Genomic DNA, 22,477 nt, shown 5'->3' with positions numbered 1-22,477 from the left:
CTTTTTCAAGGTTATAGCCCAGAGTTGGGGAACCATGGAGCTCTTGTGGTTTTTCCCCCCTACAACGGCGCATCCTCGGCCAGCCCCTGCAGCCGGCGGTACTCGTTCAGCACATTGGGCACGTAGCGGCGCGTCTCGGCGAACGGCGGCACCACCCGGCCACGGCTGAGCACCGCCTCGGGCCCGGCATTGTAGGCCGCCACCGCCAGGGTGATGTCGTTGTCGAACAGGGTGAGCATGCGTTTGAGGTAGCGCGCCCCGCCCTGCAGGTTGTCCTGCGGGTCGAGCACGTCCTTGACCCCCATTTCCCGCGCGGTATCCGGCATCAGCTGCATCAGCCCCTGTGCACCCTTGGGCGAGCGTGCCTTGGGGTTGTAGCCGGATTCGGCCTTGATCAGCGCATGCAACAAGGCCTGGGGCACACCGTGGGCCTGCGCCGCGGCGGCCACCAGGTCGGCGTATGGCCGGCCGGTGACCAGTTGGGCATCGACGGGCCCGGCCTGGGCCAGCGACTCGCGGATGACCTTCTCGTAGTGCCGCCCTGGCCGATGCACGTTGGACAGCACATAGACGCCCTGGGCGTCGCGGGAAATGTACACGTCGGCCTGGGCGATCCCTGCCGCCAGCCAGATCAACCCAAGGATGACTCCACGCATGTCGGCCGCCTCCCCGTCGAGCCCCCGAAGTGGGGGAAATGCCCCGGAAAACCCAGGGTTTGCAGCTACGACGCAAGCACTGTGCCGCCTGCCGTGCCGCATGGCGCAAGGCCGCGCAACAGACGTGCACGGCTGTTGCATGGTGCTGGCAAAGACCTGCCCACACGCCCTGGAGGGTTTCACCATGCAGCGCAGATTCATCCGCCAACGCGGCTTCACCCTGCTCGAACTCCTGGTGGTCCTGGTGGTGCTTGGCCTGCTGGCCGGCATCGTCGCGCCCAAGTATTTCAGCCAGCTCGGCCGCTCCGAAGCGAAGGTGGCCCGGGCGCAGATCGAAGGCCTGGGCAAGGCCCTGGACCTGTACCGCCTGGAGGTCGGCCACTACCCCAGCAGCGAGCAAGGCCTGCAGGCGCTGGTCAGCGCCCCCAGCGGCGAGCCACGCTGGTCGGGCCCCTACCTGCAGAAAGCGGTGCCCCATGACCCCTGGGGCCGCCCGTACATCTATCGCCAGCCCGGCGAGAACGGCGGCGAGTACGACCTGCTGTCCATGGGCAAGGACGGCCAGCCTGGCGGCGACGGGGAAAACGCCGAAATCACCAGTTGGCAGTAGGGAGAGGCAACCATGCGCTACAGCCTCAAGGCCCTGGGCCGGCATGGCATCGTCCAGTTGCAGGTCGATGCCGAGGATGCCGAGCAGGCACGCCGCCAGGCCGAGGACCAGGGCCTGCGGGTGGTCAGCGTGCGCGGCGCTGGCGGCCTGCTGCATGCCCTGCCCTGGCGCCGGGCGGCGGATTTCGACCTGGTGCTGTTCAGCCAGGAGTTGGGCACCCTGCTCGAGGCTGGCCTGCCGCTGATCGATGCCTTGGAGAGCCTGGCCGAGAAAGCGCCCAGCGCGTCGGCGCGCAAGGTCCTCGAGGCGCTGGTGCGCCAGCTCTACGAGGGCCGCTCCTTGTCCCAGGCCCTGGGGCAGCAGCCACGGGTGTTTCCCGCCCTGTACGTAGCGCTGGTGCAATCGAGCGAACGCACCGGCGCCCTGGGCGACGCCCTGGCCCGCTACATCGGCTATCGCCAGCGCCTGGACCTGGTCCGGCAGAAGCTGGTCGGCGCCTCGGTCTACCCCCTGCTCCTGCTGCTGGTGGGCGGCGGCGTGGTGCTGTTCCTGCTGGGCTATGTGGTGCCGCGCTTCAGCCTGGTGTTCGAAGGCATGGGCAGCGAGTTGCCCTGGTTGTCGCGCGGGCTGATGCAGATCGGCCTGTTCCTGCACGCCCAGCGACTGCCCCTGGCACTGGCGACGCTGGCCGGTATCGCGGCCCTGGTCCTGCTGCGCCGGCATCCAGCGCTACGACGCTGGGCAGGCCGCCAGGTGCGCCGTTGGCCCGCCCTGCACCAACGCCTGGTGATGTACGAACTGGCGCGCTTCTACCGTTCGCTGGGCATTCTCCTGCAGGGGGGTATCCCCATCCTCACCGCCATGGACATGGCCCGCGGCCTGCTCGGCAGCGCCGCGGCGGCCGGCCTGGCGCAGGCCCGTCAGCGGGTCGGCGAAGGCCTGCCGCTGTCCGACGCACTGGAAGCCGGGCAACTGGTGACACCGGTGTCCCTGCGCCTGCTGCGGGCTGGCGAGCAATCAGGCAACCTCGGCGAGATGCTCGAGCGCTGCGCCGACTTCCACGACCAGGAAATCGGCCGCTGGGTGGAATGGTTCGTGCGCCTGTTCGAGCCGCTGCTGATGACCTTCATCGGCCTGCTGATCGGCCTGATCGTGATCCTCATGTACATGCCGATCTTCGAACTGGCCTCGAGCATTCACTGAATGCCAGCTGCACGCTTCAAACTACACGCTGGAGCTCAGTAGTCGAAGCGGTCGACGGCCCGCCGCCGCTCGTTGTCGTCGCGCCGGTCATAGCTCGCGGTGGTCTGGATGTTGGCGTGATGCGCCAGCTTCTGGGCGATCGACAAGTCGTGCTCCTCGATGACCCGGGTGATGAAGGCGCGGCGGAAATCGTGCGGCATGATCTTCACCCCTACCTGGGCACCGCGCTGGCGGGCGATGTAGTAGATGGCGTGCTTGGTGATCCGCGCGCGGGTGATGTGGTTGCCACGGCGGATACGGTTGAACAGGAACGGATCGTCCGGCTCGCCAGCAGGCAACTGTGCGCGCCGCAGGTCGAGCCAGGCCTGCAACTTCTCGAAGGCCCAGGTCGGCGCGTACTTGATCAGCTGGCGATTGCCCTTGCCCACGACTTGCAGGCTGCGCGCCTGGAAGTCCACCTGGTCCAGGTCGATGTCCACCGATTCCGACTTGCGCATGCCCGTGCCATACAGCAAGGCGATGATCGCCGCGTCGCGCACACCCTGCGGCCGTGGGTCGGCGGCGCAGAGCTCCATCAATTCACGGATCAGGCTGCGCCGCAGGTTGCGCCCCGGCGGCAGGCGGCTGCCGCTGGCCGGCTTGACCTCGCGGATGCGCAGCAGCCGCTCATGGTCGATCAGGCCCTGGCGCCAGGCCTCGTTCATCACCCCGCGCACGGCGTTGACGTACAAGGACGAGGTATTGGGCGCATAGCCATCGGCACGCAGCGCTGCCACCAGGGCAACGACGTGGCCGGGTTCGAGGCGGTGCCAGGGCACCTCGGCGATATCGCAGTCGACGAAGCCCAGCCGGTCGGCGGCATCCTGGAGGATGTAGCGCATGGTCAGCTGGCTCGAAGGCGCCAGGCGGGCCAGGTACTGCAACAGTGGATTGAGCAGAAGATCGGACAAAACGTGGATCCTGTAGCGCAGCAGGGGGCTGCAATGCATCAAGCGAGTCATTTCGACCTTTATGGATGTCGAATTGACAGCGAAACATGGAGTCATAGCGACTCCGCACCATGCCATCACCTTGATATACAAGGCTTTTGCCGATGGCACGGTTCGTGATGGTACCTCATTAGATGCCCACTGTTCGAACGAAGGTCCGCCATGCTCGCCCAGCCGATCGCTTCCCGCCCGCGCCAGGCCCTCTGGGCCCTGGGTTTTCGTCCGTTCTTCCTCGGCGGCAGCCTGTTCGCCCTGGTCGCCCTGCTGCTGTGGAGCGGCGTGCTGCTTGGCGTGCTCGCACCAACGCCGCCCGGCGGCATGCTGGCCTGGCACCGCCACGAGATGCTCTACGGCTTCGCCGCGGCCATCGTCGCGGGCTTCCTGCTCACCGCCGTGCAGAACTGGAGCGGCATCGCGGGCCTGAGCGGGCGGCCCTTGGCAGGCTTGTTCCTGCTCTGGCTGCTGGGCCGGGCCAGTTGGTTCCTGCCCCTGCCGGGCTGGCTGCTGGTACTGGTGCAAGGCAGCTTCCTGCCCCTGGTCGCCCTGGCCCTGGCGCAGCCCATCGTGCGGCGGCGCCTGCGCAACAATTACCCGATCGTCGGCTTGGTCCTGCTGTTGGCCGCCTGCCAGTGGCTGACCCTGGTTGGCTGGCTGCGCCAGGACGAACTGTGGCAACGTCGCGGGGTTTTCGCCGGCCTGTGGCTGGTGGCGGCGATGATGACGGTGATCGGCGGGCGGGTCATTCCGTTCTTCACCCGCCGCGGCCTGGGCGATATGACACCCGCCCCCGCCCGCCCCTGGCTGGACCGGCTGTGCCTGGCGCTCAGCGTCGCCGTGCCGCTGACCTTCGTCGCCGGCCTGGGCGATACGCCTCGCCTGCCCTTGGCCGCCTTGTTCGCCGCCCTGGCCGTGCTTCATGCGGTACGCTTGGCGCACTGGCACGCCCGGGGTATCTGGCGGGTACCGCTGCTATGGTCGTTGCACCTGGCCTATGCCTGGCTGCTGCTGGCCTGCCTGGGCATGGCCCTGTGGCACGCCGGGCTGGCACTGAACCCGAGCCTGGCCACTCATGCCCTGAGCGTCGGCGCCATGACCGGCTTGATCGTGGCGATGATGGCGCGAGTCAGCCTCGGCCATACCGGCCGCCCGCTGCAGGTGCCCGCCCTCATCGCCTGGGCCTTCGCCCTGATGCAGCTGGCGGCGTTGGCGCGGGTGCTGCTGGCGCCTTTCACACCGCTGGGGCTGAGCCTGTCGGTGCTGGGCTGGAGCCTGGCGTTGCTGCTGTTCCTCTGGCATTACCTACCGATCCTGCTGCGCCCGCGGATCGACGGCATGCCGGGGTGACGCAGGCCGGGCGAGCGGCACCGTTGGTCCGAAACCCCGCTGGGCAGTGAACTCACGTCGCCCCAAGCGCCTCGGCCGCCGCTCACCGCAGAAAACGTTTGCCAGGGCCTTCGGCCTGGCCCTGGTCATCCCTACCGGGGCTGTGATCGACATCATGCGTTCGCACATTTGTCATGTTTTCCACGGGACACTGGCGATGCAGCTGCTATCGTTACATTCCCACCGGCCAAGCGAACGGCCGCCCGATCACCGCGTTCAGGATCAGGACAAGGAGGCTGGCATGAACAAGATGACGTTCCCCAACGCCTGCCAGGTGATGCGCTGGCATTTCCACCCCTTGGGCTTCGAGGCGAGCATGGATGCGCCGCGCAGCATGGTCGCCCGATTGTTCGACCGCGCCACCGGCGAGACCTTGCTGGCCATCGCCGGTATCCCCTGCGCGACCATCATGGCCGCCGCCGATGTCGAGCGCATCATCGAGGCCGTGGAGGCCGAGATGGAGGCGTTCGTGCCGTTCTGTACCTTGCGTGACGCCAGTTAGCTCGCCTCGGGCTGGCGCGTCGCGTCCAGCCCGGCCATGAACTGCTCGGCCGGCACTGGCTGGCCGAGCAGGTAGCCCTGCAGCGAATCGCATCCCAGGCGGGTCAGGAACGCCTGCTGACGGTCGGTTTCCACCCCTTCGGCGACGATACGCAGGCCCAGCGCCTGGCCAAGGGCGACGATGGCCGAGACGATCGCGGCGTCGTCGCTGTCCTGCTCCAGGTCGCGGACGAAGCCACGGTCGATCTTCAACTCGTTGGCCGGCAGGCGCTTGAGGTACATCAGGCTGGAATAGCCCGTGCCGAAATCGTCGATGGACAGGTCAACGCCCATGTCGGCGAGCTTCTGCAGCACGGTCAGGCTGGCGTCGGCATCGCGCATGGCGGTGGTCTCGGTGATCTCCAGGGTCAGGTGGTTCGGCGGCAGGCGGTTGGCCTCCAGGGCGCGGGCCACGCTGGCGACCAGGCCAGCGTGGCAGAACTGGATGGCCGAGAGGTTGACCGCCATGCGCCAGCCCTCGTGCCCCTGGTCGAGCCACTGACGCATCTGCCGGCAGGCCTCGTCGAGCACCCACTCGCCAATGGGAATGATCAGCCCGGTCTTCTCCGCCAGCCCGATGAAGCGCTCCGGCAGCAACAGGCCGTGCTGCGGGTGTTCCCAGCGCAGCAATGCCTCGGCACCGATCGGCTGGCGGGCGACGGCATCGAACTTGGGCTGGTAGTGCAGGCGGAACTGGCCCAGCTCCAGGGCCGCGCGCAGGTCCTGGAGCAACTGCAGCTGCTGGCGGGCGTTGCTGTTCATCGAACTGTCGAAGAAGCTGTAGCCGTTCTTGCCGGCGCTCTTGGCGTGGTACATGGCGGCATCGGCGTTGCGCAGCAGTTCGTGCTGGTCCTGGCCATTGCCCGGGTAGAGCACGATGCCCAGGCTCGCCGACAGCTGCAGGTCGTGCTCGGCCACGCGGAACGGGCGCGACACCAGGTTGACCTGCTTGACCGCCACGTCCATGGCATCGTCCGGCTCGCGCAGTTGCACCAGCAGGACGAACTCATCGCCGCCGATGCGCGCCAGGGTGTCCTGGCTGTGCAAGTGGCCGCGCAGGCGCGCCGCCACGGCCTTGAGCAACTGGTCGCCGACATGGTGACCGAAGGCATCGTTGACCGGCTTGAAGCCATCCAGGTCGATGAACATCAGGGCGAAACAACCGCCCTGCTCCGCCACCTTGCCGATGGCCTGCTCGATGCGGTCTGCCAGCAGGGTGCGGTTGGGCAGCCCGGTCAGGGTGTCGTGCAGCGCCAGCTGGATCAGTTCCTGGTTGGCCAGGGTCAGCGACTGGGCCAGCTCCGCGGTACGCGCCTCCAGGCGGGCGTCCAGCACCGAGGTGAGCAGTGCCACGGCGAGCACCGCCAGGGTGGTGATCAGCACCAGGTAGTCCAGGCCATCGCCGCGCAGGCCACCGGCCAGTGCACCGCAGAAACTGCCCTCGGGGAAGTTGGCCGCCGCCATGCCGGTGTAGTGCATGCCGACGATGGCGATGCCCATCAACACCGCCGCCGCGCCACGTACCTGGCGCACGTAGGGCGTGTGCCGGCGCAAGCGGAAGGCGATCCACAACGCCGCCGCCGACGCCCCCACGGCGATGGCCAGGGAGGCGCCGAACAGCGTCGGGTCGTAGTCGATGCCCGGCTGCATACGCAACGCGGCCATGCCGGTGTAGTGCATGCTGGCGATCCCGCCGCCCATGATCAGCGCGCCGAACGCCAACGACGGCCAGGGCAGGCTCGGTTGGCTGACCAGCCACAGGGCGAAGCCCGACGACAGCATGGCGATCAGCAAAGACAGCGCGGTCAGGGCCAGGTCATAGCCCAGGTCGATGGGCAGGCTGAAGGCGAGCATGCCGATGAAGTGCATCGACCAGATGCCGATGCCCATGGCGAACGCGCCCCCGCCCATCCACAGCCAGGCCGCCTGGCCCTTGGCCGTGGCGATGCGTCCGGTGAGGTCAAGGGCGGTATAGGACGCCAGGATGGCCACGCACAGCGAGATCAACACCAGCGAAGAGGAGTAGCTACCGATCAGCATTTGCAGTTCCAGCGGCAGGCCCGGAGTGGGTCCGGAAAAAGCCGATGATTGTACTCAAGCCTTGCTGAAACGCACGGGTTTTCGCGAATGAGAATGGATCCATTCTAGGAAGGGGACTGGTGCCGCTTCGCCCCCCAAAAAACCCAGGCTCAGTCCTGTCCGCTCTCCTGCGCCTCGGCAAACGCCTGCTGCGCTTCCCATCCGCCGCCCAGCGCGGCGATCAGTTGCACGCTGGCCACCAACCGCCCCTGCAGCAAGGTCAGCACGCTGCGTTCGTTGCTCAGCGCCGTGGTCTGCACATTGACCACGTCCAGGTAGCCGATCAGCCCGGCACGGTACTGGTTCTCGGTCAGGCGCAGCGACTCGCGGGCGGCATCCAGCGCCTCCTGGCGCACCACCGCCTCGTCCCCGTACACCTTCAGTTGCACCAGGTAGTTCTCCACTTCCCTGAAGCCATCGAGCACGGTCTGCCGGTATTGCGCCACGGTCTGGTCATACACCGCGACCGTGCGGTCGACTTCGGCACTGCGCCTGCCGGCATCGAACAGCGTCATGGCCAGTTGCGGCCCTACCGACCAGTAGCGGTTGGGCAGCTCGATCCAGTTGCTGAAGCTGCTACTGGAGTAACCGCCACTCATGCTCAGCGTCAGGTCTGGGAAGTAGGCCGCACGGGCCACGCCGATATTGGCGTTGGCCGCCATCACATTACGCTCGGCCGAGGCGATGTCCGGGCGCCGCTCCAGCAACTGCGACGGCAGCGCCAGGGGAATCTGCGGCAAGGCCGGGATGTCGTTGCTGTCGGCCAGGGCGAAATCGGCCGGCGCCTTGCCCAGCAACACGGCGATGGCGTTCTCGTACTGGGCGCGCTGCCAGGCCAGGTCGATCAGGTCGGCCTGGGTGCTCTTGAGCTGGGTCCGCGCCTGGGCCACCGCATCCGGGCCGGCGACGCCCGCGCGGTACTGGTTCTCGTTCATCCGCAATGAACGCGCGTAGGCGGCGACGGTCGCTTCCAGCAGCCGCTTCTGCTCATCGATCACCCGCAGTTGCAGGTAGTTCTGCACCAGCTCCGACTGCAGGCTCAGGCGAATCGCCGCAAGGTCGGCGAAGCTGGCTTCGGCGCTGGCCTCGTTGGCGTTGAGCGTTTCGCGCAGTTTGCCCCACAGGTCCAGCTCCCAGCTCACACCGAGCTGGGCGTTGTAGGTATTGCGGATACCACTGCTGTTGTTCGACAGGCTCGAGCTGCTGCTGCCGGTGCCCTGGGCCGAGCGGGTCTTGCCCACGGACAGGTCGAGGCTGGGGAACAGCGCGCCACGGCTGCTGCGTACCAGTGCCTGGGCCTGGCGGTACTGGGCTTCGTACTGCGCGACAGTCTGGTTGTTGCGGTTGAGCTCCTCGACCAGCGCGTTGAGCCCGGCATCGCCGTAGATCTCCCACCAGGCTCCACGCGCCAGGGCGTCGGACGGCTTGGCCTGGGTCCAGCCTTCGGCCTGCTTGAACTGGGCCGGCGTGCTCAGTTCGGGCCGATGGTAGTCCGGGCTCAAGGTACAGGCACTGAGCATCGCCACGCACAGCCCGGCGCCGAGCAGGCGCGAGCCGCGCCCGCGGGTCAGCCGCGTGAAGGCACGATGAAGTGGGGTCTGGGCAAAGTTCATAGCGGGGTTTCCAGTGCGGCGTCGGTGCGCACGCCGCGCCAATGGTTGAAGCGGTGGCGCAGGCGGTCGAGGTACAGGTAGACCACAGGCGTGGTGTAGAGGGTCAGGACCTGGCTGAAGACCAGGCCGCCAATGATGGTCAGGCCCAGGGGCTGGCGCATCTCGGCGCCCTCGGCGCGGCTGAGCAGCAGCGGCAGTGCGCCGAGGATGGCGGCCAGGGTGGTCATCAGGATCGGGCGCAGGCGCAGCAGGCAGGCGCGGCGGATCGATTCCTCCGGGCTCATGCCGTCGTTGCGTTCGAACTGCAGGGCCAGGTCGATCATCAAGATGGCGTTCTTCTTCACCACGCCGATCAGCAGGAACAGCCCCAGCAGCGAAATCAGGCTGAACTCCCCGCCTGTGGCGTAGAGCGCGAGCAAAGCGCCGACGCCGGCCGAGGGCAATGTCGAGAGGATGGTCAGCGGGTGGATGTAGCTCTCGTAGAGGATGCCCAGTACCAGGTACACCAGCACCAGGGCGCCGAGGATCATGAACGGCTGGCCTTCCTGGGTCTTGGCAAAGGCATCGGCGGTGCCGCCGAGCTTGGCGATCACCGACTCCGGCAGGCCGACCTTGGCCACCGCGCGCTCCAGTGCGGCCATGGCCTGGTCGGGGCTGTAGCCCTCGGCGACGTCGAAGGCGATGTCCTCGGAGGCGAACTGCCCCTCGTGGCTGACCCGATCGTTGGCCAGGCTGTTCTCGTAGCGGGCGAAGCTCGACAGCGGCACCCGCGCCCCCTCGGCGGTGATCACCTGGACCTGCTCCAGGGTGCTCGGGTCCCAGGCGTACTTCGGGTTGATCTCCAGCACCACCTGGTACTGGTTGAGGCTGTCGTAGATGGTCGAGATCTGGCGCTGGCTGTAGGCGTTGTTCAACACCGTGGTGACCATGTCCATGTCGATCCCCAGGCGCTTGGCCTGGTCGCGGTCCACCACCAGGGTCACCTGCTGGGTGCCGGCGCCGTCACGGGCGTCGATGGCGGTCAGCTCCGGCAAGGCGCGCAGGGCCGCGGTGACTTTCGGGAACCACTCGCGCAGGGCCGCCAGGTCGCCGCTCTGCAGGGTGTACAGGTACTGCGAGGTGCTCTGGTCGCGGCCACCGCCACCCAGTTGCAGGTCCTGGTCGGCCATCAGGTACAGGCGCCCGCCAGGCACCTTGGGCAGTTCCTTGCGCAGGCGCTCGATCACCTGCTGGGCCGATATCCGGCGTTCGCTGATCGGTTTGAGGCGCACCAGCACCATGGCGTTGTTGGTACCGCTGTTGCCACCGATGAAGCCCGCCACGCTCTGTACCGCCGGATCCTGCAGCAATGCCCGGCGATAGACCTCCATCTTCGGCTGCATCACGGTGAACGACAGGCTGTCGTCGCCACGGATGAAGCCCATCAGCTGGCCGGTGTCCTGTTGCGGCATGAGGGTCTTGGGCACCACCACGTACAAGGCAATGTTGACGGCGATGGTCACCAGCAGGCTGACCAGGGTCAGGCGCTTGTGGCGCAGGGCCCAGCCCAGGCTGCGGTCGTAGGCGCCGACCATGCGCTGGTGCACCTGCTCGCTCCAGCGCTGCAGGCGGTTCTGCTCCTCGCGGTGCGGCTTGAGCCAGCGTGCGCAGAGCATCGGCGTGAGGGTCAGGGACACCACCAGCGAGACGATGATCGCCGCCGCCAGGGTGATCGAGAACTCCTGGAACAGGCCGCGCACGATGCCCCCCATGAACAGGATGGAGACGAACACCGCCACCAGCGAGACGTTCATCGACAGCAGGGTGAAGCCCACCTCCTTGGCGCCGAGGAAGGCCGCGCGCATCGGTGGCTGGCCGTCCTCGATGTGCCGGGAGATGTTCTCCAGCACCACGATGGCATCGTCCACCACCAGGCCCGTGGCGAGGATCAAGGCCATCAGCGACAGGTTGTTCAGGGAGAAGCCGCACAGGTACATGACCGCGAAGGTGCCTACCAGCGACACCGGTACCGCAAGGCTCGGGATCAGCGAGGCACGCAGATTGCCGAGGAACAGGTAGACCACCAGGATCACCAGGGCCACGGCGATCAGCAGGGTGTGCTCGGCTTCCTTGAGGGTCGCTTTGATCACCGGCGAACGGTCCATGGCCACGTCCAGCTTGACGCTGGCCGGCAGCAGCGACTGCAGGGCAGGCAACTGGGCCTTGATCTGCTCGACGGTCTCGATGATGTTGGCGTTGGTCTGGCGGTTGACCACCATCAGCACGGCGCTCTGGTCGTTGAAGAAGCCGCTGTTGTAGCGGTTCTCCACGCCGTCGGTGACGCTGGCGACATCCGACAGGCGCAGGATCGAGCCATTCTCCTGGCGGATCACCAGGGGCTCGTAGTCCTTGGCCTTCTCCAGCTGGTCGTTGGCGCGCACCTGCCAGTTGCGCTCGGCGTCCTCGACGAAGCCCATGGGCCGGCGCTGGTTGGCGTTGGCCACGGCGGTGCGCACCTCGTCCAGGGACAGGCCGTACTGGTTGAGCAACTGCGGCTCCAGGGAGATACGCACCGCCGGCAGGGAACTGCCGCCGATCTGCACTTCCCCTACCCCGCTGACCTGGGCCAGGCTCTGGGCCAGGATGGTATCGGCCAGGTCGTAGAGCTGGCCTTTCTGCAGCACGTCGGAGGTCAGCGACAGCACCATGATCGGCGCCTGGGACGGGTTGATCTTCTTGTACGTGGGCATGCTGCGCATGCCGCTGGGCAACAGGTTGCGGGTGGCGTTGATGGCCGCCTGCACTTCGCGTGCCGCACCGTCGATGTCACGCCCCATCTCGAAGCCGATGATCACCCGGGTGGAGCCCTGGTTGGAACTGCTGGTCAGGGTGCTGACCCCGGCGATGCTGCCAAGCTTGCGCTCCAGGGGCGTTGCGACGGTGGCAGCCATGACCTCGGGGCTCGCGCCCGGCAGGTTGGCCTGCACCACGATCACCGGGAAATCCATCTGCGGCAGCGGCGAAACCGGCAACAGGCCGAAACTGACGCCACCGAGCAGCATGATCGCCAGGCTCAGCAGCATGGTCGCCACCGGCCGGCGGATGAACGGGCCGGACAGGTTCATGGGCGACCCCGGGCCGCTTGAAGCTTGCCGTTGCTCATGCCGGCTCCTCCGTCAGGCGCTGCTTGCCGAAGCGCCGTGCAAGGCGGTCGAAGTAGAGGTAGATGACCGGAGTGGTGAACAGCGTCAGCACCTGGCTGACCAGCAGGCCACCGACCATCACCAGGCCCAGGGGCTGGCGCAACTCGGCGCCGGAGCCGGTGGCGAGCATCAGCGGCACGGCGCCGAACAGCGCGGCCAGGGTGGTCATCAGGATCGGCCGGAAGCGCAGCAGCGCCGCCTGGTAGATCGCATCGCGCGGGCTCATGCCCTGCTGGCGCTCGGCCTCCAGGGCGAAGTCGATCATCATGATCGCATTCTTCTTGACGATGCCGATCAGCAGGATGATGCCGACGATGGCGATCATCCCCAGGTCGTTGCCGCTCAGCAGCAGCGCGAGCAAGGCCCCCACCGCCGCCGATGGCAGGGTCGAGAGGATGGTCACCGGGTGGATGTAGCTCTCGTAGAGCACGCCCAGCACGATGTACATGGTCACCACGGCGGCGAGGATCAGCAGCAAGGTGCTCGACAACGACGCCTGGAACGCCTCGGCGGCGCCCTGGAAGCGGGTCTGCACGCCCAGCGGCATGCCGATCTGCTGCTGCACCTGCTCGATCACCTGGACCGCCTCGCCCAGGGACGCACCGTGGGCCAGGTTGAACGACATCATCACCGCCGGGAACTGGCCGATATGGGAAATGGCCAGTTGCGCCTGGCGCTGCTCGATGCGCGCCAGGGCCGACAGGCGCACCTGGCCGCCATCGCTGGCCTTGACGTGGATCGACTCCAGCGCCTGCGGACCGATGCTCGACGCGGCCTGGGACTGCAGCACCACGCGGTATTGGCTGGCCTGGGTATAGATGGTGGAGATCTGCCGCTGGCCGAAGGCGTCGTACAGGGCGTTGGTGATCTGCGACACGCTGATGCCGAGGCGGCTGGCCATGTCGCGGTCGATCACCAGGTAGACCTGCAGGCCCTTGTCCTGCAGATCGCTGGCCACGTCCATGAGCTCGGGCCGTTGCTGCAGGGCCTGGACCAGCTTGCCGCTCCATTCGGCGAGCATGTCGGCATCGGGCGAGGACAGGCTGAACTGGTACTGGGTGCGGCTGACCCGGTCCTCGATGCTCAGGTCCTGCACCGGTTGCATGAACAGGCGGATGCCCACCAGCTTGTCCAGTTGCGGCTGCAGGCGGTCGATCACGTCGCTGGCGGTGACGTCACGCTGGGTATGGGGCTTGAGGTTGATCAGCAGGCGGCCGCTGTTGAGGGTGGCGTTGTCGCCATCGACGCCGATGTAGGACGACAGGCTCTGTACCGCCGGGTCCTGCAGAATCACCTTGCTCAAGGCCTGCTGGCGCTCGCTCATGGCGGCGAACGACGTCGACTGCGGCGCCTCGGAGATGCCCTGGATCACCCCGGTGTCCTGCACCGGGAAGAAGCCCTTGGGCACGATCAGGTAGAGGAACACGGTCAACGCCAGGCTCGCCACCGCCACCATCAGGGTCAGCGGCTGGTGCTTGAGTACCCACTGCAGGGCGCTGCCGTAGTGCTCGATCAGCCAGTCGATCCAGGCGCCGCTGGCGCGGTAGAAGCGCCCCTGCTCCTCGGCCTTGGGCTCGCGCTTGAGCAGGCGGGCGCACATCATCGGCGTCAGGGTCAGGGACACCACCAGGGAGATCAGGATCGCCACCGCCAGGGTGATGGCGAACTCGCGGAACAGCCGGCCGACCACGTCGGCCATGAACAGCAGCGGGATCAGCACCGCGATCAGCGAGAAGGTCAGCGACACCAGGGTGAAGCCGATCTGCCGGGCGCCCTTGAGCGCCGCCTGCATCGGCGTCTCGCCCTCCTCGATGTGCCGGGAGATGTTCTCCAGCATGACGATGGCATCGTCCACCACGAAACCGGTGGCGATGGTCAGGGCCATGAGGGTGAGGTTGTTGATCGAGAAACCGGCCAGGTACATCACGCCGAAGGTGCCGATCAGCGACAGCGGCACGGCGATCGACGGGATGATCGTGGCGCTGACGCGGCGCAGGAAGACGAAGGTGACCATCACCACCAGGGCGATGGCGATCAGCAGCTCGTGCTGCACGTCCTTGACCGCGGCACGGATGGTCTGGGTACGGTCGGTGAGGACCATGACATCCAGGCCGGCCGGCAGGTTGTCGGTGATCGACGGCAGCATCTGCTTGATCCGGTCGACCACCTCGATGACATTGGCCCCCGGCTGGCGCTGGATGTTCAGCAGCACCGCCTGGTTCTCGTTGGCCCAGGCCGCCAGGCGCTCGTTCTCGGCACCGTCGACGATCTCGGCGACGTCCTTCAGGCGCAGCGGTGCACCGTCGTTGTAGGCCAGGATGAGGTTGGCGTACTCCTCGGGCGAGCGCAGCTGGTCGTTGGCGTCGAGCATCGACACCCGGGTCGGGCCGTCGAAGTTGCCCTTGGGCTGGTTGACGTTGGAGGCACCGATCAGGGTGCGCACATCGTCCAGGTTCAGGCCGTTGGCGGCCAGGGCATCGACGTTGACCTTGATCCGCACCGCCTGGCGCTGGCCGCCGGCGATGCTGACCATGCCCACGCCGCTGATCTGGGCGATTTTCTGGGCCACGCGGGTATCGACCAGGTCGTTGAGCTTGGGCAACGGCATGGTCTTCGACGAGATGGCCAGGGTCAGCACCGGGGTGTCGGCCGGGTTGACCTTGTTGTACACCGGCGGTGCCGGCAGGTCGCTGGGCAGCAGGTTGCTGGCGGCATTGATCGCGGCCTGCACCTGTTGCTCGGCGACGTCCATGTTCATGTCCAGGCTAAAGCGCAGGGTCAGCACCGAGGCGCCGCCGGAACTGGTCGAGGCCATCTGGGTCAGCCCCGGCATCTGTCCGAACTGGCGCTCCAGTGGCGCGGTGACCGCGCTGGTCATCACCTGGGGGCTGGCACCGGGGTACAGGGTCATGACCCGGATGGTCGGGTAGTCGACCTGGGGCAAGGCCGAGACCGGCAGCAGCTTGTAGGCGATCAGGCCGGCCAGGACGATGGCCAGCATGCTCAGCGTGGTGGCGACTGGACGGAGGATGAACAGGCGCGACAGGTTCATGCGCCCGCCTTGCGCGGCTCATCGGCCTGGGCCGAGCCCTTGGCGTCCTGGCCCTGCAGGTGCTGGCCGGGGGTGGTCGGGACTTGCGAGCTGTCTTCCACCACGTCCACCAGGCTGCCCTCGCGCAGGCGGTCGGTGCCTTCGAGCACCAGGCGATCGCCGGCGGCCAGGCCCTCGAGGATCACGCTGCGCTCGCCATCGCTGGCACCCACCTTGAGCTTGCGGATGTTGACCTTGTTCTGGGCATTGACCACGTAGGCGAAGGTACCGTCGTTGCCGAACTGGATCGCCGCGGCCGGGGCCAGGACCACCTGTTTGAGGGTATCGGCCAGCAGACGCACGTTGACGAACTGGTTGGGGAACAGGGCCTGGTCCTTGTTCTCGAAGCGGGCCTTGAACTTCAGGGTGCCGGTGGTGGTGTCGATCTGGTTGTCCGGGCTGCCCAGCACGCCGGTGGACTGCAGCTTGGCATCGCCACGATCCCAGGCCTCGACCGGCAGGCTGGCGCCGCTGCGGTAGCGCTCGAGCACGGTGGCCAGTTCCGTCTCCGGCAGGGTGAAGGCGACGTTGATCGGTTCGGTCTGGGTGATCACCGCCAGCGCGGTGGTGTCGTTGGCCGCCACCAGGTTGCCCAGGTCGAGCTGGCGCAGGCCCACGCGGCCGCTGATCGGCGCGCGGATCTGGGTGAATTCGAGGTTCAGACGGGCATCGTTGACCTGCGCCTGGTTGGTCTTGACCAGGCCCAGGAACTGCGCCACCTGGGCCTCGGCGGTGTCCAGGGTCTGCTTGGCGATGCTGTCCTCGGCGTACAGGCCCTTGTAGCGCGCCAGGTCGACCTGGGCGTTCTTCAACTGGGCCTGGTTCTGCGCCAGGGTGCCTTCGGCCTGCTGCAGGGCGATGCGGTAGGGGCGCGGGTCGATCTCGGCAAGCAAGTCGCCGGCCTTGACCTGCTGGCCTTCCTTGAAGTGGATCTTGACCAGCTCGCCGGCCACCCGGCTGCGCACGTTGACCGTGTTGGTCGCCGTTACCGTGCCCAGGGCCTTGTAGTACAGCGGGAAGTCACCGACGCGCACCGGCTCCACGCGCACCGGCACCGGGTCGGCGGAGGCGCCGAAGCCAGGACGCCCGCCTGGGCGCCCGCTCGCTTCCTTGTTGGCCGGCGATGCAGGCCACAGCCACCAGGCCAGCAGGGCCACCAGCAGCAGGATCAGCAGGCCGACGAGCCAGCGACGAGGGGAACGGGAGACGGAAGCTTGCATGGGTTGAACGAACCTTGTTCAGGAAATGGCGGCTTGGGGAGGTTGAACGATAAGCACTGGCACCGTTTTAGCAAAGGGCCTTTACCAGGGATTTACCTTCGGCTTACGTTGCCAAGACGCTGAACTTTAAATGAAAACGGCCTGGAAAGCGTTCCAGGCCGTTACAGGGTGTAACCCCAGGGGGCTGCACGGCAGCCCCGGTACATTTATTTCAATACAGCCAGCGCCGCGTCGTAGTTCGGCTCGTCGGCGATTTCGCCGACCAGTTCGCTGTGCAGGACCTTGTCGTTCTCGTCCAGCACCACCACGGCGCGGGCAGCCAGGCCGGCCAGGGGGCCGTCGGCGATGGCCACGCCATAGTTCTCGAGGAACTCACGGCCACGCAGGGTCGACAGGTTCTTCACGTTCTCCAGGCCTTCGGCGCCGCAGAAGCGCGCCTGGGCGAACGGCAGGTCGGCGGAGATGCACAGCACCACGGTGTTGGCCAGGTCGTTGGCCTGGGCATTGAACTTGCGCACGGAGGTGGCGCAGGTCGGGGTGTCGACGCTCGGGAAGATGTTCAGCACCTTGCGCTTGCCGGCGTAGTCCTTCAGCGACTTGTCGGCCAGGCCTTCGCCAACCAGGGAGAAGGCCGGCGCCTGGGCACCGGCCTGCGGCAGGTTGCCGTTGACCTGTACGGGGCTGCCTTTGAGGGTCACTTGAGCCATGACATGAATCCTTATGCGAGGTTTGAAAAGGACACCGAGTTAAGCACGAAGGCGCCCGGGTGCCTAGTGGCCCCTCGAGCTGCAAGCGACAAGCCAAGGCGCACCACGTCGCTTTTACTTGAAGCTTGCAGCTCGAAGCCGCCCCCTCACCCCAGCAGGCTATCGACCACCGAGTAGACCACCGAGGACATGGCCATCAGGCCAAGCACCACGACGAAGACGTTGGACAGCGCGCCGCTGTACTTGCGCATCGACGGCACGCGGCGGATGGCGTACATCGGCATGAGGAACAGCAGCGCAGCGATGATCGGGCCGCCGAGGGACTCGATCATGCCCAGGATGCTCGGGTTGAGGGTGGCGACGATCCAGCACACCACCAGCATCAGCGCAGCGACTACACGGTCCATGGCCTTGGCGCCTGGGCGCAGGCCGGTCTTGGCGATGATGCCCTTGAGGCCTTCGCTGGCCCCGATGTAGTGCCCCAGGAACGACTTGGCGATGGCGATGAACGCGATCAACGGCGCGGCGAAGGCGATGGTCGGGTTGCTGAAATGGTTGGCCAGGTACGACAGGATCGACAGGTTCTGCGCCTTGGCCTCGGCCAGTTGGGCGCTGCTGAGGGTCAGCACGCAGCTGAAGACGAAGAACAGCACCATGGCTACCATCAGCAGATGGGCGCGGGCCAGGATCTGGCCGCTGCGCTCATCGGCATGTTCGCCGTAGCGACGCTTCTGGTCGACGGCGAAGGCCGAGATGATCGGCGAGTGGTTGAAGGAGAACACCATCACCGGGATCGCCAGCCACAAGGTGTGCAGGAAGGCCGAGCCAGACGGCAGCTGGGTGGCGCTGTCGAGGATGCCGCCATTCCAGTGCGGCACCAGGTACAGGGCCAGCAGCGCCAGGGCGACGATGAACGGGTACACCAGCAGGCTCATGACCTTGACCGTGGCCTGTTCACCGCAGCGCACCACCAGCAGCAAGCCGAAGATCAGCAGGAACGACAGGAGCGCCCGCGGTGGCGGGGTCATGTGCAACTGGTGTTCCATGAAGCTGCTGACGGTGTTGGTCAAGGCCACGCTGTAGATCAGCAGGATCGGGAAGATGGCGAAGAAGTACAACACGGTGATCAGGGCACCGGCCGTGATGCCGAAGTGTTCCTCGACCACCTCGGTGATATCGCCGCCGTTGCGCCCGGAGAGCACGAAGCGGGTCAGCCCGCGGTGGGCGTAGTAGGTCATGGGGAAGGCCAGCACGGCCAGGATCAGCAGCGGCCAGAAACCGCCGAGGCCGGCGTTGATCGGCAGGAACAGGGTTCCGGCGCCGATCGCCGTGCCGAACAGGCCCAGCATCCAGGTGGTGTCTTGTCGCGACCAGCTGCCGAGGGTGGCGGGGGTCGATTCTTCGAAGCGCCGTTCGACGCTTGGGGCCTGCTCATTCATTCCGGGTGCAACTCCACTCGCAAGACTGCAACAGGCTGAGAGCGGCGAAACACAAGGCCTCGCGCACCTCAACCGAAAAAGAGGGGCGCGATTGTGCGCTGATTGGGTTGCACTTGCATAGCCCTGCCCGAGGGACGGTTGCACCTTGAGTGGGAATTTTCTGAAACCAGGCGTTACCTGATTGGAGGAATGGGTTGCACCTTCACCCAGGAAGCCTGGCGGCGAACGCACTCGCGGGCAAGCCCGCTCCCACAGGGGCCGAGCCGGTCGCCAACGATACGACTGGCAGGATCATGGGAGCGGGCTTGCCCGCGAATGTGATCGACCAGGCACCCCGAAAGGGTGCCCGCCTGCATCAACCCTGTTGAACGGCCGCGAATGCCTCGGCCACACGGCGCAGGTTGGCCGGGCGCAGGCCCGACATGCACACCCGGCCGCTGTCGATCAGGTACACGCCGAACTCGTCCCGCAGGCGACGTACCTGCTCGACGCTCAAACCGGTGTAGCTGAACATGCCGCGCTGGCGCAGGAAGAACTGGAAGTCCTGGCCCGGCAGCAGTTCACCGAGCAGGTCCACCAGCCCCTGGCGCATGTCGAGGATACGCTTGCGCATCGCTTCCACTTCCGCCACCCACTGGGCATTGAGCGCGGCATCGCCGAGCACGCCGGCGACCAGTTGGGCGCCGTGGCAGGGCGGGCTGGAATAGTTGCGGCGCACGGTGGCCTTGAGCTGGCCGAGCACGCTCTGAGCGGTGGCGTCGTCGTCGCAGACCACCGACAGGCCCCCTACCCGCTCGCCGTACAGCGAGAAGATCTTCGAGAACGAGTTGCTGACCAGGCACGGCACCCCGGCGCGGGCCATTTCGCGGATGGCGTAGGCGTCTTCCACCAGGCCTTCGCCGAAGCCCTGGTAGGCGATGTCGAGGAACGGGATCAGCTGGCGCGCCTTGACCACCTCGACCACCTGCTGCCACTGGTTCTGGTCCAGGTCGACGCCAGTGGGGTTGTGGCAGCACGGGTGCAGCAGGACGATGCTGTTCTGCGCCAGCCCCTGCAAGGTGGCGAGCATGCCGGCGAAGTCCAGGCCACGGCTGGCCGGGTCGAAGTACGGGTAGGTGTGGACCTTGAAGCCCGCGCCCTCGAAGATCGCCCGGTGGTTGTCCCAGGTCGGGTTGCTGACCCAGACCTCGGACTGCGGGAAGTAACGCTTGAGGAAGTCCGCACCGACCTTCAGCGCCCCGGAGCCGCCCACGGTCTGCACGGTGGCCACGCGACCGCCTGCCACCGCCGGGTGATCGGCACCGAACAGCAGGGCCTGGATCGCCTGGCGATAGCTGGCCAGACCTTCCATCGGCAGGTACAGGGAAGCCTCGTGGGGCTGGCCGGCCAGGCGCTTCTCCACCTCGCCCACCGCCGCCAGTTGCGGCACCACGCCAGCCTCATCGTAGTACAGGCCGATACTCAGGTTGACCTTGTCGGCACGTGGGTCGGCCTTGAAGGTCTCCATCAGCGAGAGAATCGGGTCGCCGGCATAGGCATCGACATGTTTGAACACAGCGCACAGCTCCTTGGATCAGGACAGTTCGGGAAATGCTGCCCCCGAGGATACCTGCAGTGGCGCCGCAGGAACATCACTGATGTGCAAGGTGTTCAGTGCAGGCCTGCACGACATAAGGACAGCGGTATGCTCTGAGCGGCCATTGGGCCGTGTCAGCCAGCCAGCGCCTCGAGCCCCTGCAACTCCTGCTCGCTCAGTGCCACGCCTTCCCGCTCGGCCACCTCCCGCTCGCGGTAGCGCCGCTCCCCCGGCATACGGGTCAGCCCCACCGCCTGCATCTGCTCCACCAGCTCCCGGCTGCGCTGGGCAAACCGCTGCCCTTGTGCCTTGCTCGGGTCGATGACGATGATCAGTTGCCCGGTCCAGGGCGTCTTCGCCCCCGGATGCCCGGACCAATCGAACTCCCAGGAGAAATGCCCACCGGTCAGCGCCGCCGCCAGCAACTCGACCATCATCGACAGCGCCGAGCCCTTGTGCCCGCCAAACGGCAGCAGCGCGCCGCCTTCGAGGATCGCCGCCGGGTCGCAGGTCGGCTGGCCCTCGGCGTCCACGCCCATGCCCGGCGGCAACGTCTCGCCCGCCCGGGCGGCGATCTGCACGTCGCCATGGGCCATGGCGCTGGTGGCCATGTCGAAGACGATCGGATCATGCCCTGCGCAAGGCGCGGCAAAGGCGATGGGGTTGGTGCCGAACAGCGGCTTACGCGCCCCATGGGGCACCACGCAGGTCATGCTGTTGACCACGCTGAGCGCCACCAGCCCTTCGTCCGCGAAGGGCTCCACGTCCGGCCAAAGGGCGGCGAAGTGGTGCGAGTTGTGGATCGCCAGCACCGCGATCCCGGCGCTGCGAGCCTTCTCTACCAGCAGCGCCCGGGCCGCCGCCAGGGCCGGCTGGGCGAAACCGCCAGCGGCGTCGACGCGCACGTACCCCGACGCCACGTCACTCACCTGGGGCTGGGCACGGCCATCGACCCAGCCGCTGGCCAGGGTAGAGACGTAGCCGGGCATGCGGAACACGCCATGGCTGTGGGCGCCATCGCGCTGGGCGCTGGCGCAGTTGTGGGCGAGCACCGCGGCCACCGCCTCGGAACAGCCGTGACGCAGGAAGATACGTTGCAGCAGCGCCTGCAGCTCGGCAAAAGGCACGCGCACGACGGGGCTGGCGGAAGGTGCGGACATCTGGAGCTCCTTTCTTGGCATTGGAATGGCTACAGCGTAAGGCAATGGCGAAGACTTTCCCGCGAATGGCAGTTATCTGTCAAATATTGACTTAGTGACAGAAAACATCCATTTTCTATCCCACGCCTCAGCCAGCCCGGAGCCGCGACATGAGCCAACCGATCAAGCAACGCCTGGAGAACAGCCTGCACGGCGCCACCGCCTCGGGCCGCAAGATCGCCAGCTACATGCTCGCCAACCTGCACGAGCTGCCGTTCCAGACCTCGGCCAGCATCGCCGCCAAGCTGGGCGTCAGCGAGTCCAGTGTCGGCCGCTTCTGCCGCGCCCTGGGCTATGCCCACCTCAAGGCGCTCAAGCAAGACCTGCAGAGCGACCTGGGCGACGGCCCCTGGCTGGTGGGGGATCGCCTGCAAGCCTACCGCCAGAACCGCGAAGCTGCCGACAGCGCCGGCAGCCTGGAGCTGGAGATCGCGGCACTGGTGCGGGTGCACGAATACAGCCGTGGCCAGGCCTGGCAGCAGGTGGCCCAGCGCCTGGCGGACAAGCCGCGGGTGTTCGTCGCCGGTTTCCAGACCGAACGCGGCATCGCCATGTGCATGAGTCACCTGATGCAGTACCTGCGCGACGGTGTGCAACTGGTCGATGGCAGCGCCGGGCACTTCGGCGAGGTCTTGCTTGGCCGCGCCGAGGACAGCGCCTTGCTGGTGTTCGAGGCGCGCCGCTATTCACGCCATGCCCTGCAGCTGTGCCAGAAGGCACGCCAGGCCGGCATTCCGGTCACCTTGGTGACCGACACCTTCTGTGACTGGGCCGAGGCCAACGCCGACGAGGTGTTCCGCATCCCCACCGAATTCAACCTGTTCTGGGAGTCCACCTCGGCGATGCTGTCGTGGGTGCACCTGATGGTCAATGAGGTCTGCAGGAAACTCGGGCCCGATGTTGAAAGACGCTTGGAAGCGACTGCCGCTCTACATAACGAGTTCGTCGGCTACACCTCGTGGCCAGCGGGCAAACAACAATAGCAAGAGT

Annotated in this window: 16 protein-coding genes; 5 read left to right on the top strand and 11 right to left on the bottom strand. The window is 66.7% G+C overall.

The window, feature by feature from the left end; all coding sequences use genetic code 11:
* Positions 1-59: 59 nt before the first annotated feature.
* Positions 60-656, bottom strand: a complete 597-nt coding sequence (locus ABFA30_RS15045) for a lytic transglycosylase domain-containing protein (protein WP_225789094.1) — start codon at positions 654-656, stop codon at positions 60-62.
* A 184-nt stretch (positions 657-840) separates the two neighbouring features.
* On the opposite strand from ABFA30_RS15045, the gene gspG reads away from it, so the two are divergent.
* Positions 841-1,266: a type II secretion system major pseudopilin GspG gene (gene gspG, locus ABFA30_RS15040; RefSeq protein ID WP_410045622.1), complete on the top strand. Its 426-nt coding sequence runs from the start codon at positions 841-843 to the stop codon at positions 1,264-1,266.
* A 12-nt stretch (positions 1,267-1,278) separates the two neighbouring features.
* On the top strand, positions 1,279-2,469 hold the full coding sequence (locus ABFA30_RS15035; RefSeq protein WP_225789092.1) for a type II secretion system F family protein: 1,191 nt from the start codon (positions 1,279-1,281) through the stop codon (positions 2,467-2,469).
* Between the two features lie 35 nt (positions 2,470-2,504).
* Here the strand turns inward: ABFA30_RS15035 and xerC are convergent, their stop codons facing one another.
* Positions 2,505-3,419: a tyrosine recombinase XerC gene (gene xerC / locus ABFA30_RS15030; protein WP_225789091.1), complete on the bottom strand. Its 915-nt coding sequence runs from the start codon at positions 3,417-3,419 to the stop codon at positions 2,505-2,507.
* Positions 3,420-3,620: 201 nt separating this feature from the next.
* Here xerC and ABFA30_RS15025 point away from each other — a divergent pair, with 201 nt between their 5' ends.
* Together ABFA30_RS15025 and ABFA30_RS15020 are read left to right on the top strand one after the other, a co-directional pair.
* A complete protein-coding gene (locus tag ABFA30_RS15025) occupies positions 3,621-4,802 on the top strand; it encodes an NnrS family protein (RefSeq protein WP_410045621.1) in 1,182 nt (393 codons plus the stop codon).
* A 280-nt stretch (positions 4,803-5,082) separates the two neighbouring features.
* Positions 5,083-5,343, top strand: coding sequence for a DUF1652 domain-containing protein (locus tag ABFA30_RS15020; RefSeq protein WP_225789089.1), 261 nt, complete (start codon positions 5,083-5,085; stop codon positions 5,341-5,343).
* Here ABFA30_RS15020 and ABFA30_RS15015 read toward each other — a convergent pair.
* The 9 genes from ABFA30_RS15015 to ABFA30_RS14975 all read right to left on the bottom strand — a co-directional run bounded on the left by ABFA30_RS15015 (position 5,340) and on the right by ABFA30_RS14975 (position 21,448).
* Positions 5,340-7,421: a putative bifunctional diguanylate cyclase/phosphodiesterase gene (locus ABFA30_RS15015; RefSeq protein ID WP_225789088.1), complete on the bottom strand. Its 2,082-nt coding sequence runs from the start codon at positions 7,419-7,421 to the stop codon at positions 5,340-5,342. The genes ABFA30_RS15020 and ABFA30_RS15015 overlap by 4 nt on opposite strands.
* A gap of 149 nt (positions 7,422-7,570) precedes the next feature.
* A complete protein-coding gene (locus ABFA30_RS15010; RefSeq protein ID WP_225789087.1) occupies positions 7,571-9,073 on the bottom strand; it encodes an efflux transporter outer membrane subunit in 1,503 nt (500 codons plus the stop codon).
* Entirely contained in the window at positions 9,070-12,177 is a 3,108-nt protein-coding gene (locus ABFA30_RS15005) for an efflux RND transporter permease subunit (protein WP_225789086.1), read from the bottom strand. Before ABFA30_RS15005 ends, ABFA30_RS15010 begins: the two co-directional genes overlap by 4 nt.
* Positions 12,178-12,211: 34 nt before the next feature.
* Positions 12,212-15,307 (bottom strand): MdtB/MuxB family multidrug efflux RND transporter permease subunit, encoded by a 3,096-nt coding sequence (locus ABFA30_RS15000; protein ID WP_410045620.1) that lies wholly within the window; start codon positions 15,305-15,307, stop codon positions 12,212-12,214.
* Positions 15,304-16,566 (bottom strand): MdtA/MuxA family multidrug efflux RND transporter periplasmic adaptor subunit, encoded by a 1,263-nt coding sequence (locus ABFA30_RS14995; RefSeq protein ID WP_225789084.1) that lies wholly within the window; start codon positions 16,564-16,566, stop codon positions 15,304-15,306. Before ABFA30_RS14995 ends, ABFA30_RS15000 begins: the two co-directional genes overlap by 4 nt.
* Positions 16,567-16,772: 206 nt before the next feature.
* On the bottom strand, positions 16,773-17,273 hold the full coding sequence (gene tpx / locus ABFA30_RS14990) for a thiol peroxidase (protein WP_225789083.1): 501 nt from the start codon (positions 17,271-17,273) through the stop codon (positions 16,773-16,775).
* 146 nt (positions 17,274-17,419) lie between these two features.
* Positions 17,420-18,712, bottom strand: coding sequence for a serine/threonine transporter (locus tag ABFA30_RS14985; protein ID WP_253080242.1), 1,293 nt, complete (start codon positions 18,710-18,712; stop codon positions 17,420-17,422).
* Positions 18,713-19,067: 355 nt separating this feature from the next.
* Positions 19,068-20,267, bottom strand: a complete 1,200-nt coding sequence (locus tag ABFA30_RS14980) for an aromatic amino acid transaminase (protein ID WP_225789081.1) — start codon at positions 20,265-20,267, stop codon at positions 19,068-19,070.
* Between the two features lie 155 nt (positions 20,268-20,422).
* Positions 20,423-21,448: an Ldh family oxidoreductase gene (locus ABFA30_RS14975; RefSeq protein ID WP_225789080.1), complete on the bottom strand. Its 1,026-nt coding sequence runs from the start codon at positions 21,446-21,448 to the stop codon at positions 20,423-20,425.
* A gap of 149 nt (positions 21,449-21,597) precedes the next feature.
* Between ABFA30_RS14975 and ABFA30_RS14970 the strand changes: the two genes are divergently transcribed.
* A complete protein-coding gene (locus ABFA30_RS14970) occupies positions 21,598-22,470 on the top strand; it encodes a MurR/RpiR family transcriptional regulator (RefSeq protein ID WP_410045619.1) in 873 nt (290 codons plus the stop codon).
* The last annotated feature ends 7 nt before the right edge of the window (positions 22,471-22,477 follow it).

This window comes from Pseudomonas sp. HLMP (assembly GCF_046365545.1).
Classification (GTDB): domain Bacteria; phylum Pseudomonadota; class Gammaproteobacteria; order Pseudomonadales; family Pseudomonadaceae; genus Aquipseudomonas; species Aquipseudomonas guariconensis_B.
This window is presented reverse-complemented; position numbering and strand designations above follow the sequence as displayed.

Bases quoted from the DNA above. Each gene is read 5' to 3' on its own strand.
- ABFA30_RS15045 (WP_225789094.1), bottom strand. From the start codon at position 656: ATGCGTGGAGTCATCCTTGGGTTGATCTGGCTGGCGGCAGGGATCGCC.
- gspG (WP_410045622.1), top strand. From the start codon at position 841: ATGCAGCGCAGATTCATCCGCCAACGCGGCTTCACCCTGCTCGAACTC.
- ABFA30_RS15035 (WP_225789092.1), top strand. From the start codon at position 1,279: ATGCGCTACAGCCTCAAGGCCCTGGGCCGGCATGGCATCGTCCAGTTG.
- ABFA30_RS15025 (WP_410045621.1), top strand. From the start codon at position 3,621: ATGCTCGCCCAGCCGATCGCTTCCCGCCCGCGCCAGGCCCTCTGGGCC.
- ABFA30_RS15020 (WP_225789089.1), top strand. From the start codon at position 5,083: ATGAACAAGATGACGTTCCCCAACGCCTGCCAGGTGATGCGCTGGCAT.
- ABFA30_RS15015 (WP_225789088.1), bottom strand. From the start codon at position 7,421: ATGCTGATCGGTAGCTACTCCTCTTCGCTGGTGTTGATCTCGCTGTGC.
- ABFA30_RS15010 (WP_225789087.1), bottom strand. From the start codon at position 9,073: ATGAACTTTGCCCAGACCCCACTTCATCGTGCCTTCACGCGGCTGACC.
- ABFA30_RS15005 (WP_225789086.1), bottom strand. From the start codon at position 12,177: ATGAACCTGTCCGGCCCGTTCATCCGCCGGCCGGTGGCGACCATGCTG.
- ABFA30_RS15000 (WP_410045620.1), bottom strand. From the start codon at position 15,307: ATGAACCTGTCGCGCCTGTTCATCCTCCGTCCAGTCGCCACCACGCTG.
- ABFA30_RS14995 (WP_225789084.1), bottom strand. From the start codon at position 16,566: ATGCAAGCTTCCGTCTCCCGTTCCCCTCGTCGCTGGCTCGTCGGCCTG.
- tpx (WP_225789083.1), bottom strand. From the start codon at position 17,273: ATGGCTCAAGTGACCCTCAAAGGCAGCCCCGTACAGGTCAACGGCAAC.
- ABFA30_RS14985 (WP_253080242.1), bottom strand. From the start codon at position 18,712: ATGAATGAGCAGGCCCCAAGCGTCGAACGGCGCTTCGAAGAATCGACC.
- ABFA30_RS14975 (WP_225789080.1), bottom strand. From the start codon at position 21,448: ATGTCCGCACCTTCCGCCAGCCCCGTCGTGCGCGTGCCTTTTGCCGAG.
- ABFA30_RS14970 (WP_410045619.1), top strand. From the start codon at position 21,598: ATGAGCCAACCGATCAAGCAACGCCTGGAGAACAGCCTGCACGGCGCC.